The organism is Synechococcus sp. L2F (assembly GCF_024345695.1).
GTDB lineage: Bacteria > Cyanobacteriota > Cyanobacteriia > PCC-6307 > Cyanobiaceae > MW101C3.
In genome coordinates, this window is record NZ_JAGQBP010000001.1 from 972809 (window position 1) to 987141 (window position 14333).

General features: G+C 68.2%; 15 protein-coding genes, 2 tRNA genes and 1 pseudogene. 11 read left to right on the forward strand and 7 right to left on the reverse strand.

Annotated elements, in window-relative coordinates; all coding sequences use genetic code 11:
• Positions 1-18: 18 nt before the first annotated feature.
• A pseudogene (locus KBZ19_RS04870) lies at positions 19-636 on the reverse strand (DUF4079 domain-containing protein); the annotation flags it as partial.
• A gap of 62 nt (positions 637-698) precedes the next feature.
• Positions 699-1421 (reverse strand): precorrin-2 C(20)-methyltransferase, encoded by a 723-nt coding sequence (locus tag KBZ19_RS04875; RefSeq protein WP_255100060.1) that lies wholly within the window; start codon positions 1419-1421, stop codon positions 699-701.
• 285 nt (positions 1422-1706) lie between these two features.
• Here KBZ19_RS04875 and KBZ19_RS04880 point away from each other — a divergent pair, with 285 nt between their 5' ends.
• Positions 1707-2294 (forward strand): acireductone dioxygenase, encoded by a 588-nt coding sequence (locus KBZ19_RS04880; protein ID WP_255099995.1) that lies wholly within the window; start codon positions 1707-1709, stop codon positions 2292-2294.
• 34 nt (positions 2295-2328) lie between these two features.
• Here the strand turns inward: KBZ19_RS04880 and KBZ19_RS04885 are convergent, their stop codons facing one another.
• Both KBZ19_RS04885 and aroQ read right to left on the reverse strand, forming a co-directional pair.
• Positions 2329-2985 carry a tRNA-(ms[2]io[6]A)-hydroxylase gene (locus KBZ19_RS04885; RefSeq protein ID WP_255099996.1) on the reverse strand — a complete coding sequence of 219 codons (657 nt, stop codon included), beginning with the start codon at positions 2983-2985 and terminating at the stop codon, positions 2329-2331.
• Positions 2982-3428: a type II 3-dehydroquinate dehydratase gene (aroQ, locus tag KBZ19_RS04890; protein ID WP_255099997.1), complete on the reverse strand. Its 447-nt coding sequence runs from the start codon at positions 3426-3428 to the stop codon at positions 2982-2984. The genes KBZ19_RS04885 and aroQ overlap by 4 nt, the downstream gene beginning before the upstream one ends.
• A gap of 35 nt (positions 3429-3463) precedes the next feature.
• Between aroQ and KBZ19_RS04895 the strand changes: the two genes are divergently transcribed.
• The 3 genes from KBZ19_RS04895 to KBZ19_RS04905 all read left to right on the forward strand — a co-directional run bounded on the left by KBZ19_RS04895 (position 3464) and on the right by KBZ19_RS04905 (position 4016).
• Positions 3464-3545: transfer RNA gene (locus KBZ19_RS04895), tRNA-Tyr, on the forward strand.
• A gap of 10 nt (positions 3546-3555) precedes the next feature.
• Positions 3556-3627: transfer RNA gene (locus KBZ19_RS04900), tRNA-Thr, on the forward strand.
• A 128-nt stretch (positions 3628-3755) separates the two neighbouring features.
• Positions 3756-4016, forward strand: coding sequence for a hypothetical protein (locus KBZ19_RS04905; protein WP_094510017.1), 261 nt, complete (start codon positions 3756-3758; stop codon positions 4014-4016).
• Between the two features lie 433 nt (positions 4017-4449).
• Here KBZ19_RS04905 and KBZ19_RS04910 read toward each other — a convergent pair whose 3' ends face one another.
• Entirely contained in the window at positions 4450-5100 is a 651-nt protein-coding gene (locus KBZ19_RS04910; protein WP_255099998.1) for an alpha-ketoglutarate-dependent dioxygenase AlkB, read from the reverse strand.
• 121 nt (positions 5101-5221) lie between these two features.
• Between KBZ19_RS04910 and KBZ19_RS04915 the strand changes: the two genes are divergently transcribed.
• Positions 5222-6637 carry an aldehyde dehydrogenase family protein gene (locus tag KBZ19_RS04915; protein WP_399220091.1) on the forward strand — a complete coding sequence of 472 codons (1416 nt, stop codon included), beginning with the start codon at positions 5222-5224 and terminating at the stop codon, positions 6635-6637.
• 78 nt (positions 6638-6715) lie between these two features.
• On the forward strand, positions 6716-7900 hold the full coding sequence (locus KBZ19_RS04920) for a LysM peptidoglycan-binding domain-containing protein (RefSeq protein WP_255099999.1): 1185 nt from the start codon (positions 6716-6718) through the stop codon (positions 7898-7900).
• A 37-nt stretch (positions 7901-7937) separates the two neighbouring features.
• Here the strand turns inward: KBZ19_RS04920 and KBZ19_RS04925 are convergent, their stop codons facing one another.
• Positions 7938-9446 (reverse strand): ATP-dependent DNA helicase RecQ, encoded by a 1509-nt coding sequence (locus tag KBZ19_RS04925; protein WP_255100000.1) that lies wholly within the window; start codon positions 9444-9446, stop codon positions 7938-7940.
• A gap of 67 nt (positions 9447-9513) precedes the next feature.
• Positions 9514-10476: a hypothetical protein gene (locus KBZ19_RS04930; RefSeq protein ID WP_233132729.1), complete on the reverse strand. Its 963-nt coding sequence runs from the start codon at positions 10474-10476 to the stop codon at positions 9514-9516.
• 211 nt (positions 10477-10687) lie between these two features.
• Here KBZ19_RS04930 and KBZ19_RS04935 point away from each other — a divergent pair, with 211 nt between their 5' ends.
• The 5 genes from KBZ19_RS04935 to KBZ19_RS04955 form a co-directional block, all read left to right on the forward strand.
• Entirely contained in the window at positions 10688-10897 is a 210-nt protein-coding gene (locus KBZ19_RS04935; RefSeq protein ID WP_094510007.1) for a photosystem I reaction center subunit IV, read from the forward strand.
• Between the two features lie 373 nt (positions 10898-11270).
• Positions 11271-12116 carry a DNA-formamidopyrimidine glycosylase gene (locus KBZ19_RS04940; RefSeq protein ID WP_255100002.1) on the forward strand — a complete coding sequence of 282 codons (846 nt, stop codon included), beginning with the start codon at positions 11271-11273 and terminating at the stop codon, positions 12114-12116.
• A 59-nt stretch (positions 12117-12175) separates the two neighbouring features.
• Positions 12176-12814, forward strand: coding sequence for a methylthioribulose 1-phosphate dehydratase (mtnB, locus tag KBZ19_RS04945; RefSeq protein ID WP_255100003.1), 639 nt, complete (start codon positions 12176-12178; stop codon positions 12812-12814).
• Positions 12815-12816: 2 nt separating this feature from the next.
• Positions 12817-13578: an acireductone synthase gene (mtnC, locus tag KBZ19_RS04950; RefSeq protein WP_255100004.1), complete on the forward strand. Its 762-nt coding sequence runs from the start codon at positions 12817-12819 to the stop codon at positions 13576-13578.
• Between the two features lie 496 nt (positions 13579-14074).
• Positions 14075-14333, forward strand: a 259-nt coding sequence (locus tag KBZ19_RS04955) for a hypothetical protein (protein ID WP_255100005.1), incomplete at its 3' end; no start/stop codon positions are given.

Below are 14333 nucleotides of genomic sequence, written 5' to 3' on the forward strand. Positions count from 1 at the left end.
GAGTGGGATTTCCAGCAGGTCGCGGGTGCCGGTGATCGCCATCACGGCAAAGAGCACGGAGGCGAGCACGTTGGCGGTGATGTGCAGGCGACGCATCCGCAGGGAGCGGAAGATCTCCGCCTTGGAGGCCAGCGAGAACAGCATCAGGCCCGTGAGCAGCACGCCGGCCCAGTAGTGGGAGCTCCAGAAGGCAGGGCTGAGCGGGTTGTCGCTGAGGCGCCAGATCTCCGGCTGGCTGCCGAGGCCCAGCAGGCCCACCCATGTGAGCAGGGCGAAGCTTGCCCGCAGTGGCGCTTTCTTCGCCCGCCAGAGCCCCAGCAGACTCGCGAAGGTGCCGGCACTCACCAGCAGCAGCAGCGCCAGACGTCCGGCCCCGCCAGTGAAGGGGGGTTCCGGCACCACGAACTTGCTGATGAAGGAATAGAGGAGGGCGATCAGCACCGCCACCACGATGCCGGCTGTGAGCCAGCGGCCATGGTCGGCGTGCTCCACCCCCACGGTGGGCGGCTGTGGGTGGATCTTGAGCCGGCGCTCACGGGCCAGCAGGCCGAGGCGGATCGTGGCACCCACCACGGGATACACAAACAGGATGACCAGCACCGGATGCAGCAGCGAGAACCAGTCGATCGGGGTCATGGAGCAGTTGGTGGGGGGTGGGGAAGCCAGCCAAAGGCTGTCACAGCCGAGGGGCGCCGGCGCTATGGAAGTACCGACGGCCAGCCGGATCGGATCAGCAGAAGCGAAAAGTAGGGCCGCTGCTCGGAGGGCACCGCATCGGCCGGCACCACCACCTGATCGGGCCAGCCAACCCGCTGGGCGAACAGGGCGTCCCCAAGGAGCCCGCGCCGTTCCAGCAGGGGCCGCACCCAGCTCCAGCGGTGGCCCAGCTTGAGCAGGGCCAGGCCGGTGCGCGCCGGCGGGGGCTCCAGGGCGATGGCGTCGAGCAGGGTATCGAGCACCCCGGGCGCATCGGGCGTGGGGCGCACCAGCAGCCCCTGCCCCTGCAGGGCCAGAGGCCAGTGGCCGGCGGCCGCCGCCGCGGCCACGGCGGGGATGCCGGGGATGAGCCGCACCGGGCAGGCGGGGTGGGCATCGCGCAGAGCCAGCAGCACGTACGAGGCGCTGGCATAGAGCGACACATCCCCCTCGCAGAGCAGCACCACCCGGCGGCCAGCGGCCACCGCGGCCGCCAGCGCCTCAGCCGCAGCCCGCCAGGCCTGGCGGCGCGGCTCAGGCTCCGCCACCATCGGAAACACCAGCGGCAAGGTGGCCTGCTCCGGCTTCAGCCACGGCGCCGCGATCGCCGCGGCCATTCCCTCCCCACCCGCCTGGGCCACCGGGTAGGCCACCAGGTCGGCAGCGGCGATCGCCCGCACCGCCGCCACGGTAAGCAGATCCGGATCGCCCGGACCCACACCCACCAGCGTGAGCCCCGGCAAGGCAGCGGCGCCGGCGGGGTCGGGCAGGCCTTGAAGGCCTGACAGGCCGGGAAAACCGGGGGAGCCTGGGGGCACCGAGGGGGCCTCGCTCATTGGGTGCTGCCACCAGATCCGTGGGGTTCATCCCATCACGCCGTGGCGCCAGCGGCTCAGCCCATGGGCCACGCGCCAGTGGCGTGCTCAGGCCTTGCGGCGGCGCCGCAACACACCCGCACCTCCGGCCCGCAAGGCTTCCATAGGCTGGAGCCATCGCCCGTGCCCACCCCGATGACTCTGCTGGCCATTCACCAACTGCCCAGCGATGGCAGCGCCGCCCCTGCCGCCACCCCCTGCCCGCCCACGTTGCGCACCAGCGACGGCGACCGGATCCGCCAGGAGCTGGAGGCCCGCGGCATCCGCTTCGAGCGCTGGCCGGCCCGGGCCGCCACTGGCGAGGCCACCACTGCCGACGCGCTGCTGGCGCTCTACGCCGAGGAGATCGCCCGACTGCAGAGCAGCGGCGCCTATCCCACCGTCGATGCGATCCGCCTCACGGCCGACCATCCGGATCGGGTGGCGCTGCGGCAGAAGTTCCTCTCGGAGCACACCCACAGCGAGGACGAGGTGCGCTTCTTCGTGGAAGGGCGCGGCCTGTTCTGCCTTCACCTCGGTGATGAGGTGCTGCAGGTGGTGTGTGAGCGCAACGACCTGATCTCTGTGCCGGCCGGCACGCCCCACTGGTTTGACATGGGGCCCGAGCCCCACTTCGCCGCCCTGCGCTTCTTCGACAACCCGGAGGGGTGGGTGGCCACCTTCACCGGTGAGGCCATCGCCGAACGGTTCCCCCTGCTCGACGAACTGCTGGCCGCGGTCTGAGGCGAGGCGAGCCGGAAGCGGCAGCCCAGCAGGCTCAACCCACCCCCACCGAGTGCATCCGCACCAGCCCTGGATCGGCCAACACTCCTGTGAGGGCCTGAACCTCCGCCAGCGCCAGCTGCTCCAGCCGCTCCACCGTGGCTTCGCGGCTGAAGCGCGCTTCAGCCAGCACCCAGTAGACGCCGAAGTGGCGCGCCTCACTGGCCAGCAGATCGCCGTACAGGGCCGCCAGCTCCGGGTCAGGGCTGTGGGCAGCCAGCAGGGCCATGCGTTCGTGGCTGCGGGCCTCGATCAGGCCGGCCACCAGGAAGCTGTCGAGCATGCGCTGCGGCTCGCCCCGCCGCACCTGGCCGGCCAGGGCGGCGCCGTAGGGCGGGGCTGCCAGGGCGCGCAGGGCATGGCCTCGCCGCTCCAGCAGGGCCTGCACTCGCTCGAAGTGTTCGAGCTCCTCACGGGCCAGGGGGCTGAGCACCGCGGCCAGCTCCCCGTCGGAGGGGTAGCGGAACATCAGCTGCAGCGCCACGCCCGCCGCCTTGCGTTCGCAGTGGGCATGGTCGATCAACAGCAGCTCGGGGTGGGCCAGGGCCTGCTCCAACCAGGCGTCGCTGCTGGGCGCCGTCAGCCATTTCACCCGGGCCGGCGCGGCCACGGCCACGCCGGCCGCCAGCGGCAGGGAAGCGGTGGTGCTCATGCCGGCTCCTGGGCGCGCAGGTGGGCCACCAGGCCGTCGAGGCCGAGGCTGTAGCTGGCGGGCCCGAAGCCACAGATCACGCCCACCGCCCGGTCAGCCAGGGTGGAGTGGTGCCGGAACGGCTCGCGGGCGTGGACGTTGCTGAGGTGCACCTCCACAAAGGGCAACGCCACCCCCAGCAGCGCGTCACGGATGGCGATCGACGTGTGGGTGTAGGCACCGGCGTTAATGACGATGCCGTCGCAGACGCCGGCTGCCTCGTGGATGCGGTCCACGAGGGCACCCTCGTGGTTGCTATGAAAACAGGCCAGGTCCACCCCCTGCGCCGCTGCCTGGGCCGTCAGCGCCGCGTTGATGGCTTCCAGGGTGCTGACCCCGTAAAGCCCAGGCTCACGGCGCCCCAGCAGGTTGAGGTTGGGGCCGTGAAGCACGAGGAGCTGCATGGGGAAGGTCGACTGGTAAGTTTCTCGGGTGGAGCGGGTCGGTGCCCGAGTGGTTAATGGGGGCGGACTGTAAATCCGCTGGCTCTGCCTACGTTGGTTCAAATCCAACCCGGCCCACCTTCCACATGCCCTTGTAGCTCAGCGGTAGAGCACTCCCTTGGTAAGGGAGAGGTCACGAGTTCAAGTCTCGTCAAGGGCTTCCTCCCAACCCTTTCCGGCCATTCACTTGGACCTTCGGGCTGCCGATCCCCTTGGCAAGGTGCGGCCAGGCGGTCCCCATCGCCGGGAGCGACCGGGCGGCAGACTCCCAACGGCTGCCACCCCGCCATGGGCGCGATCCTGCTCACCGTTCTCACCGCACTGCTGGGCTTTGGCCTGGGCAAGGGCGTGCCTCGGCTGGTTCAGCGCTCGGGCAGCCTGGCTCGCCGTTCGCGGCTGAGCCAGCTGGCCTTCGGCAGCCTGCTGCTGCTGCCCTGGCTGGTGGGGATCGCCCTGCTGCTGCTGTTGCCCTTGCGCCCTGCACTGCTGCTACCTGCGATCGGCTACGGCGTGGGCATGTGGCAGGGGCGGCGCAAGCTGGGGCTGTAGCCGTCGGCGCGGCTGACCGCCTCGGCCAAAGACGCGGATCCCCCAACTGCAGCACGCTGCGTTCAGCCAGAACCGATTGCGCAACACCGGCCCACCGCACCCTGCATCTCTGCACGCGTTGAGTACACCCCGGAACAGCATCAGGCCACTGCCCCAACATGATGGCGACGCTTGCACTGCAACCGCAGAGGAGCAGGAGGATCGTCCCAGTGGGGGCGACGGGCGGAGTTAGGGCCGGATCGCTTGGGGAGGATGGCCCACTGCTCACGTCGCCAGGTATCCGTGGTGGTGCCTGCCTGCTTGTCACAGAGGGCGACCATCGATCTGCAATGGCGTTGATTGAAATGCTGTCGAATGTCTAGGCGCACTCACTCACGAAGTCCCTGCCAAAGACTCAGCTCAACACCCTTGCAACCACACGCCCCGATCGAGTTCACCGCTGTGCAATCGCTCCCCTTCGAATCACGCGGAAGGTGAGATTGATACGGTCACGTTCGACCCGCCGCCGCTGGGGCACCTGATGCAACCAGTGCTGTTGCGTGGGTGGATCCATCACCAGCAGATCGCCTTCGCCCAGTTCAAAGCTCAGCGGTGACTCTGCATCTGCGGAGGGTTGCCGGGGCTTGAGCCGAAAACTGCGCGCCGCCCCGAGGCTGAGGGAGGCAATCGGTTGCTCGGGATCAAGTTCGGGCTCGTCGTCCGCATGCCAATCCAGCTTGTCGTTGCCGTCGCGGTAGTGATTGAGCAGCAGGGAGTTGAAGCGGCAACCGGCGGCGGCCTCCACCTGCCGGCGCAGCTGCTGCAGCGAGGCGGTCCAGGGCTCGATCGCCTGGTGAACACCGCTGTAGGCGTAGTGGCAACCGGGATCGCCCATCCAGCAGGTGAGCCGCGGAATCGGATGGGTGCGGCCGAACAGGGTGATGTGCTCCTGGCGCCAGGGCACGTCAGTCCGCAGCTGAACCAGCCAGGACGCCGCATCCGCCAGCCACAAGGGCCAGTAGCGCAACGCCAGTCCTTCCCGCGTCACCGTCTGAGGGGTGCCGGCCGGCGGCGTTGGCTGCAGGAGATCGAGTTGCTGTTCCATCCTTCTCGCCCTCACCATCGTGCTGGAGCTGTGGCCGCCAGCCGCTCCCACACCCGCTCCAGCAGGCCCCGTGGCCGGGTAGCAGCCGCCATGCTGGAGCCATTCTCGTTCGCCCGTTCCCATGACCGCCTCCACCGCCATGCCCATGGCGGACATGCCCGCCGTGGCCATGCCCGCCGTGGACAGCCTGCGTGAGCCGGTCAGCCAGGGGCTCACCCGCCCGCTGGCCTGGCGTCGCGAGCAGCTCGCGCGGCTCACGACACTGCTCGATGGTGCGGAGGAGGCGATCCTTGCGGCACTCGCCGCCGACCTGGGCAAGCCTCCGGTGGAGGCCTACTTCGAAGTGGTGGCCGTGCGTCAGGAGCTGCGCCTCTGCCAGCGCCAGCTGCGGCGCTGGATGGCGCCCCGACCGGTGCCGGTGCCGCTCAGCCAGAAGCCGGGCCAGGCCCGGCTGATGCCGGAGCCGCTCGGCTGCGTGCTGATCATCGGCCCCTGGAATTACCCCTTCTCACTCACCATCCAGCCGCTGGTGAGTGCGCTGGCGGCGGGCAACAGCGCCGTGCTGAAACCATCGGAGCAGGCCCCGCAAACCTCGGCCCTGATCGCCCAGCTGGTGGCGCGCCACCTGGAGCCCGATGTGGTGCAGGTGGTGGAAGGAGACGGAGCTGTGGCCAGCGCGCTGCTCCAGCTGCGCTTCGATCACATTTTCTTCACTGGCGGCGGCCGGGTGGGCCGGCTGGTGATGGAGGCGGCCGCGCGTCACCTCACCCCGGTCACCCTGGAGCTGGGCGGCAAGAGCCCGGCCATCGTGCTGGCCGACGCCGACCTCGACACCACTGCCCGTCGCCTGATCTGGGGCAAGGGGCTCAACGCCGGTCAGACCTGCATCGCCCCCGACCATCTGCTGGTGGAAGACTCAGTGCGGCCGGCGCTGGTGGAGCGGCTGACGCGGGAGATCACGCGCTGCTACGGCGAGGACCCGCTGGCGTCGCCGGATCTGGCCCGCATCGTCAACCGCCCGCAGTTCGAGCGGCTGTGCGGCCTGCTGGAGGGCGCCCGGCAGCGGGGGCAGCTGCTGGCCGGCGGCCAGATCGATCCGGAGCGCCTGCGCATCGCCCCCACCCTGCTGGCGGTCGATGCGGCCGACGATCCGCTGATGCAGGAGGAGCTGTTCGGTCCCCTGCTGCCGGTGCTGCCTGTGGCTTCGCTGGATGAGGCAATCACCCGGGTGCGGCGTGGAGCCAAGCCGCTGGCGCTCTATCTGTTCAGCAGCAGTGCCGCCGCCCAGGAGCAGGTGCTGGCAGGCACCAGTTCGGGGGGCGTCTGCTTCAACGACGTGGTGATGCAGGTGGGGGTGCCCGAGCTTCCATTCGGTGGCGTCGGCCCCAGCGGCATGGGCCGCTACCACGGCCAGTCGGGCTTCGACACCTTTTCGCACCTGCGCAGCGTGCTGCGGCGCCCATTCCGCTTCGATGTGCCGCTGCGCTATCCCCCCTACGGCGACCGTCTCGGCCTGATCAAGCGGCTGATGGGCTGAACCGGACCAACGATTTGGCGCCGGGGGACTGGCGCGCCAGAGGGTTCTCCTTAAGGTTCAACCAGCTGATCGTTGCCCATGCGCCGCGCCATCGTCGCCCTGGCCCTCGCCCTGCTGCTCCCGTTGCCGGGACTGGCCGCCCAGCACGTGGTGAAGCCCGGGGAGACGCTCTCGGAGATCGCCGAGCGCTATGGCGTGTCCCTCAACCGCCTGATGCAGCTGAACGGCATCAAGGATCCGGATCTGGTCACGGCCGGCACCCGCCTCACCGTGCCCGGTGGAGCCAGCTCCGGCGCCGGCTCTTCCACTGGTGGGCGCGGCAGCTACACCGTGAAGCCGGGCGAAACCCTCTCCGAGATCGCCGACCGGCTGGGCACCACGGTGCAGCGCCTGATCGAGCTCAACGGCATCCGCGACCCGGACATGGTGGCCGAGGGCACCCGCCTGGTGGTGCCCGGCGCCCCCGCCGCCGCCCGTCCCGCAGCGGTGAACAGGAACGCCCGCGAACACACCGTCCAACCAGGTGAAACCCTCTCCGGCATCGCCGATCGCTACGGGGTGCCGATGTCGCGGCTGATGGCGCTCAACAAGCTCACCGAACCCGACGAGATCCAGGCCGGCAGCCGCCTGGTGCTGCGCGCCAGCACACCCGCAGCCGCCCGCGCCGCCGCAAAGCCCGCGCCGCCCAAGCCCGCAGCCGCCAAACCCGCACCTGCGCGCCCGGCACCCGCAACGCCCCAACCCAAACCGGCACCAGTGGCCGCCAGGCCGGCGCCGGCAGCGACCGCCCAACCCAAACCGGCACCTGCAGCCCAGCCGGCGCCCGTGCGCCCCGCACCTGCTGCCACGGCTACAGCAGTCCAGCCCAGGCCGGCACCGGCAGCCGCCACCCAACCCGCGCCCGCTGCCACCCGCCCGGCCCCAGCAGCAGCAGCCCCCCAACCCAGGCCAGCGGCTGCGGCAGCACCCGCCCCCCGTCCCAAACCGGCGGCCACCGCTGCCAGATCGGCCGGCCCCAAACCGCCGGAATGGCGCACCTACGGCCCGATTCAGGTTGACTTCGCCAACTGGCAGCCTCTGGGCGGCAGCATGGTGGCCCCGGCCCTGAACAGCGCCGGCCAATCGATTTTCCTGGCGGTCAACTGCACGGCCGGCAAGCTCAATGCCACCGGCGAAGCTGGTGCCTGGAAGAGCTGGGATGCCCCGCAGAGCGAGTTTGAACAGCAATTGGTGAGAGACCTCTGCAGGGTCGGCGGCGGCTGAGCCCCGTCCAGCCCACGCGTGCCGGCCCGCCTGCCGCTCATGCCGCCCAGCGCAACGGCCATGGCTCCTGCAGATAGCGGCGTCCGGCCTCCCGGATCCAGAGACGCTGGCTGCCGTCGTCGCTTTCGCTGATCAGCTCCTCCTGCACCAGCCGGCGCGCCAGCCAGCCCCAGCGCTCTCCCTCCGCAGCGGCGGTGTCCTCCGCACCGGAGTGATCGGCCAGGTCATCGGCCAGCCGGGGGAGATCCAGGCCCCGGCGCTCCTGCAGCAGGGTCAGCACCTGCGCCGCCTGCGCCGACCAGTCGATCGGCACCCCACGGCTGTGGCAACGGTCGCAGCGACCGCAGGGGGGCACCAGCTCGCCCACGGCCTCCAGCAAGGCCTGCTCGCGACAGCCCGTCCCCTCCGCCACCGCCTCCATGCGCCGCAGCTGTTGCTGGGCCAGTTCCAGCCGCAACCTCTCCTGCTCCTGCAGCTCCGGGGTCAGCTGCCGGCCGGAGGCGCGCATCGCCCAGCCCAGCGAGCGCCGGTCCATCGGATCAAAGAGCACCAGGCAGCGGGCGGGCTGGCCATCACGCCCCGCCCGCCCCGACTCCTGCAGGTACCCCTCTGCGCTGGCAGGCAGATCCAGATGCAGCACCAGTCCCACATCCGGGCGGTCCACACCCATGCCGAAGGCCACCGTGGCCACCAGCACCGGCCGGGGATGGTGCTGAAAGTGCTCAAGCGCCAGCAGGCGGCTTTCGGGGTCCATGCCGGCGTGATATGCGATCGCCTCCACTCCGGCAGCCGAGAGCCGCGCCGCCCAGTGCTCCACCGACCGCCGTGTGCGGGCGTAGATCAGCACAGCCCCGGACGCAGCCGCCACCGTGTCGAGCACCAGTGGCAGCGGATCAGGGGGGCGCCGCTGCATGGCGTACAGGAGATTCGCGCGCCGGGCGGAGCGCACCTGCACAAGGGGGCGCCGCAGCTGCAGCAGCCGGATGATGTCGGCGCGGACCCGCGGCGCGGCCGTGGCGCTCAGCGCCACCAGGGGCACACCGGGACAGAGGCTGCGCAGCTGCCCGAGGCGGCGGTAATCCGGGCGGAAATCATGGCCCCAGGCGCTGATGCAGTGGGCCTCGTCCACCGCCAGCGCCACCAGCCGGCCCTGCTCCAGCACGTCCTCCAGCAGGGCGCGGGTGGCTTCCGCCTGCAGCCGCTCCGGTGCCAAGTAGAGCAGGCGCAGGCGATTGTCGGCGAGGCGATGCAGAAGCTGCCGCCGCGACCCGGCATCGAGCCCCTGGTGCAGGCAGGCGGCCGGGATGCCGCGGCGCTGCAGCTGCGCCACCTGGTCCTGCATCAGGGCCACCAGCGGCGACACCACCAGCACCAGGCCCTGCCGCACCAGGGCGGGCAGCTGAAAACAGAGCGACTTCCCGCCACCGGTGGGCAGCACCGCCAGACAGTCGCGCCCCGCCAGGAGGGCCTCCACCACCGGGCGCTGACCGGGCCGGAAGCGCGACCAGCCGAAATGACGCTCCAGGGAATCCTCGAGCGCTTCCATCGCCAAACCGACCACAGCCCTGGTGCGGCCCGACCTTAGCGGCCCCAGATCTGGTGGCCAGGCAGGCTCATGGCAACGGCGGTGCGTCTAGCTGGTCGGGGCTCTCCTCCACCAGCTGCAGCCGCACCCGTTTGCCGCCGGCCAGCTCCCCCAACGACACCCGCAGGGTGCTTCCGCTCAGGCTCTGGAGCACGGTCAGCATGGCCCGCAGGTGGGGCGTGCTGCTGCCGCTTTCCACCCAGAGGCGCTCCTGCAATCCCCCCAGCCGTCGCCAGCTGGTGTGCAGCTTCAGCACGGCACTTTCGAGCTGTTGCGCCTGCCCCACCGCATCGGCCAGCAAACCAAGAGCGTCGAGCCGCTGAGCCTCCTGCAGGGCTTTCTCCAGTTGCAGCTCCCCTTGCTGAAAGGCGCGCACCGCAGCCCCGGCCTCGGCCGCCTTGCTCAGCCAGCGGGCCGTGCTGGTCACGTCCCTGACCCTGTCGAGCTCGGGCTCATCGCGCAGCGCCTGGCGCAGATCGTCCTGCTGGGCCTCGGGCAACTTGGCCAGCTCCTTCACCAGTGGTGCAACGGCCCGCGGGGGCAGCAGGTTCTCCTGGGTGCGCTGGCGAATTTCCTCGGGCAGCAGCGGGCTGGTGGCCGCTGTGAATTCATCAGAGAGGCGCCGCACCTGCTTGCGGGTGATCTGCTGCCCCTCATTGGCCGCTTCGCTGATCATCAGCTGCACCTCGGGGTCGGCCTGGGCCGTTTCGAGGAAGGCGCGCTTCGAGAAGTTGTTGACGCTGCTTTGCTCCAACGGCCCATCACCCACCAGGCTTTCGGCAGACTCCGCCAGCTGGATCAGGCCATAGGCCCGGGTCTTGCTGATCTCCCGCTCCCTGAGCCACTGCAGGAAGCCGGTACCCCGACCCTCACCGCCGCGAACCTCGCGGTCGCGCACAGCGCGCAGGATGCGTCCCCGCCAGATCTCCGTCTGCAGGTCGAAGCGGTCGCACACCCCCCATGCCTCCTCCAGCCGCGCCAGGAACTCCATCGTGCTGATCTCGTCGCGCTGGGGATCGGGGAGCTCGAGATCGAGGATGGGGGGCTCCAACAACGGCGGGGCGGCAGCAGCCGATCGTGCCACGCTCCGCCCGCCCCCATGGCGGCCCTGCTCCGGCGACGACGATTCATGACACGGGCACCTTTGAGCCCGCCGGCCTCGGGTATCTTCCGACTGGCAATCAACCTTCTCCAGCGCAGCGATGGCCATCTCCCGCGGCGACAAAGTGCGCATCAAGCGACCCGAGTCCTATTGGTTCAACGACGTCGGCACCGTGGCGTCGATCGACACCTCCGGCATCCGCTACCCCGTGGTGGTGCGCTTCGAGAAAGTGAACTACACCGGATTCAGCGGTTCGGAAGGCGGCATCAATACCAACAACTTCTCCGAAGCCGAGCTCGAGAAGGCCTGAGTCCCAATCCCGGGGGCACATCCAGCATCTGCAGGGCTGCCCCCGCACACGGTCTGATCTAAAGGCGATTGCTTCCCAGGCCAATCCAACACGCCGGGCCCCACCGCTGGGGCCGCCCCTATCCAGCAGCTGGCTTGAGTGGTCTAGCCACCATTCTCCAGCTGCACAACCGCAGATCAGAGACGTCACTGCCATCTCGGGCTTGATTCTCCAGCTCGATCCATCAGTCCCCCTACAGCCTTGGGCTGTTCTGTGCGTGCGCGTTCCTCTGGCCGCCTACTCCCCCTCGACGCGGGCAACCCCAGAGGCAGCCCCGCACCTGTGGGCTCGGCAGGTCGGCATGGGAGCCTGAAGCAACGCGCCAGAAACCGTCTTGCCGGAGCTGCCTGAAGTCGAAACCGTGCGTCTCGGCCTCGAGCGACAGTTGGCGGGCTTCACGGTGGAGCGCGTCAGTGTGCTGAGAGCAAGGGCTGTGGCCCATCCCGCCGACCCCGAAGCGTTCTGTCGTGCCCTTGAAGGCACCCAGGTGGGTCTGTGGCAGCGCCGTGGCAAGTATCTGTTGGCCAGCCTCAGCCGCGATGGCGAGCCCGCCGGCCGGTGGGGTGTGCACCTGCGCATGACAGGCCAGTTTCAGTGGCTTGATCACGATCGCGAACCATGCAGCCACACGCGCGTGCGGTTCCACGACTTCCAGGGTCACGAACTGCGCTTCGTGGACACGCGCAGCTTCGGCCAGATGTGGTGGATTCCTGCGGGCAGCGAGCCCAGCCAGGTGATGCACGGCCTCAGCCGTCTCGGTCCTGAACCGTTCAGTCCGGCGTTCAACGCCGCCTACCTGCGGCAACGCCTGAAGGGGTCGCAGCGACCGATCAAGAACGCCCTGCTGGATCAGGCGCTGGTGGCCGGCATCGGCAACATCTATGCCGATGAATCTCTGTTCACCGCGGGCATCGATCCGCACACCCCCAGCGGCAGGCTTGGGGTGGCGCAGCTTCACCGGCTCCACCAGGCCGTGGTGCGGGTGCTGCAAACGAGCATCGGAGCGGGAGGCACCACCTTCAGCGATTTCAGAGATCTCAGCGGCACCAACGGCAACTACGGCGGCATGGCCTGGGTGTACCGACGCGGCGGCCAGCCCTGCCGGACGTGCGGAACACCAATCCAACGGGAGCGGCTGGCTGGGCGAGGAACCCACTGGTGCCCGTCCTGCCAGCATTGAAGGGCTGCGATCTGCCGATGCCTTTCGATCCACCCACAACCGCTGAGGCCCTAGCCAGCATGATCCGGGACCTTCATCGCCGCGGCTGGTGTGATGGCACCGGTGGCAATTTCAGTTGCGTGCTGAGCAGGGATCCTCTGCGGCTACTCATGGCGCCCAGCGGGATCCACAAAGGTTCTGTTCGTGGCGCCGACCTTGTGCAGGTGAACGAAGCGGGCGCTGTGGTGGAGGGCAACGGACGGGCCAGCGCAGAGACGCTCTTGCACCTGGAGATCGTGCACACCTGCGGTGCCGGGGCTGTGCTCCACACCCATTCACCGGCGGCAACCCTGCTTTCGCGCCTGGCTCTCCAAAGCCAACAGCAAAACGAACATGGCCCTGCGGGGGTTGTGTTTGAAGGGCTGGAGATGATGAAGGGACTTGAAGGCATCACCACCCATCACAGCCGCGTGGTGCTGCCGGTGGTATCGAACGACCAGGATCTGCGTCGGCTGAGTGACCTTGCCTCCCCTTTGCTCAACGACGCCCCCCATGGCCTGCTGGTCGGCGGCCATGGGCTCTATGCCTGGGGCAGCAATCTGTTCACAGCCCAACGGCACGTGGAAATTCTTGAGTTCCTCCTTGATCAGACATGGAGAGAATTGGTGGTCAAGTCCCTGCACCCGACAGCACCTGCCCACTCAACACCGGCGCCATAGCCATGACGTCCACTCTCCCGGCTCGCAAAGCCATCAGCCACATCCTTCTTGATATCGAAGGCACCACCTGTCCTTTCGATTTTGTGAAAGACACGCTCTTCCCCTATGCCGCAGATCAGCTGGAAGGCTTCCTTGCCGCAGAAGCCAGCACTCCCCAAGTACAGGTCCTGCTTCAGGCCGTCGAGCAGGCCTGGGAGCAAGAGGATCACAACGAAGCGCTTGAGCTGCTGGCAAAGGCTCGATTGAGCGCCAACAGCTCAACGGCGCAACGCCTGCTGCCCTATCTGAAGTGGCTGATTCAGTGCGACAGGAAACTGACTCCGCTAAAGGATCTCCAGGGGCTCATCTGGGAACGTGGCTATGCGGCCGGCCACCTTTGCGCCCCCCTCTTCGAAGACGTTCCACCAGCGCTGCAACGCTGGAAGCGGATGGGAATAGAGCTTGGGGTGTATTCCTCAGGATCGGTAAAAGCGCAACAGTTGCTATACGGACACAGCGTTGCCGGCAATCTCCAACCACTCTTCGCCGCCTGGTTCGACACCCGCATCGGCGCCAAACAAGAATCCTCCAGCTACACCAGAATCGCCACACAACTGAAGGTAGAGCCCGAACACATTCTATTCATCAGCGATGCGATCGCGGAGTTGGACGCCGCCAACACCGCCGGCATGCACCCCCTGCTCAGCGACCGGCCCGGCAATCCCTCCCGCGAGGCAGGCACTTTTCCCGTTGTTCAGTCTTTCGCCGGCGTCTATTCCGGGTGATTCCATCCTCCAACAGGAACGTTCCCACACTCCAGCCGATTGCCCCAAGGCTGACGAAAAGTTAAAGCAGGGGTGCTGGCTGGTGCCGCGCCATCGCCAGCAGGGCCTTGATGCCATGCATCACCCACCGCCTGCAAACCGGCTCGGATCGACGAAACATCCACCAGCCTCAGTAGTTTGAGCCCTGCAGATAGCTTCACGGTGGGTTATGAGACGGCCGGGTTGAGCGCCACTGAGCCCAGTACCTGCTGACCCGACCGCGGGGGCTCTCACCTGAGCAGGTGAGCCGCTGGCGTCAAGCCGCTCAAGATACCAACGCACCAAGCCGGTGCTGACGATGGCCGAGCAGAACGGGTACGAAAGGCTCCGTGCCTAGGACAAGCGGGGGTACGCCTCTTGCACCAGGCAGGGCAGTGCCTCCACCGCGGGAGGGGCACAGCTGCCGCACAAACCGCGCGCCCTGCTCCTTCACGAGCGATTCATAGTGATGCCCAGCATGTGTCTTGAATCTGCCCCACCAGCAATCCATCCTCCAGCCAACACGCAACCAACAAAAAAGCCACCCTTTCGGGTGGCTTTCAGTGTTTCGCTTCTCTCGATTCATCATCATCAGATGACAAGCTCGATGAAAGCAAAACTTGGTAGGAATGAAAAGTTTTATCCTGGCATTGAGCTATTTTTGCAGGAAGCTACCCTCCAACTATCTTCGCCGCTACTGCGTTTCACAACCGAGTTCGAGATGGATCGGAGTGGGG

Excerpts from the sequence above, each read along its gene's own strand:
- KBZ19_RS04880 (WP_255099995.1), top strand. The coding sequence starts at position 1,707 with ATGACTCTGCTGGCCATTCACCAACTGCCCAGCGATGGCAGCGCCGCC.
- KBZ19_RS04885 (WP_255099996.1), bottom strand. The coding sequence starts at position 2,985 with ATGAGCACCACCGCTTCCCTGCCGCTGGCGGCCGGCGTGGCCGTGGCC.
- aroQ (WP_255099997.1), bottom strand. The coding sequence starts at position 3,428 with ATGCAGCTCCTCGTGCTTCACGGCCCCAACCTCAACCTGCTGGGGCGC.
- KBZ19_RS04905 (WP_094510017.1), top strand. The coding sequence starts at position 3,756 with ATGGGCGCGATCCTGCTCACCGTTCTCACCGCACTGCTGGGCTTTGGC.
- KBZ19_RS04910 (WP_255099998.1), bottom strand. The coding sequence starts at position 5,100 with ATGGAACAGCAACTCGATCTCCTGCAGCCAACGCCGCCGGCCGGCACC.
- KBZ19_RS04915 (WP_399220091.1), top strand. The coding sequence starts at position 5,222 with ATGACCGCCTCCACCGCCATGCCCATGGCGGACATGCCCGCCGTGGCC.
- KBZ19_RS04920 (WP_255099999.1), top strand. The coding sequence starts at position 6,716 with ATGCGCCGCGCCATCGTCGCCCTGGCCCTCGCCCTGCTGCTCCCGTTG.
- KBZ19_RS04925 (WP_255100000.1), bottom strand. The coding sequence starts at position 9,446 with ATGGAAGCGCTCGAGGATTCCCTGGAGCGTCATTTCGGCTGGTCGCGC.
- KBZ19_RS04930 (WP_233132729.1), bottom strand. The coding sequence starts at position 10,476 with ATGGAGTTCCTGGCGCGGCTGGAGGAGGCATGGGGGGTGTGCGACCGC.
- KBZ19_RS04935 (WP_094510007.1), top strand. The coding sequence starts at position 10,688 with ATGGCCATCTCCCGCGGCGACAAAGTGCGCATCAAGCGACCCGAGTCC.
- mtnB (WP_255100003.1), top strand. The coding sequence starts at position 12,176 with ATGATCCGGGACCTTCATCGCCGCGGCTGGTGTGATGGCACCGGTGGC.
- mtnC (WP_255100004.1), top strand. The coding sequence starts at position 12,817 with ATGACGTCCACTCTCCCGGCTCGCAAAGCCATCAGCCACATCCTTCTT.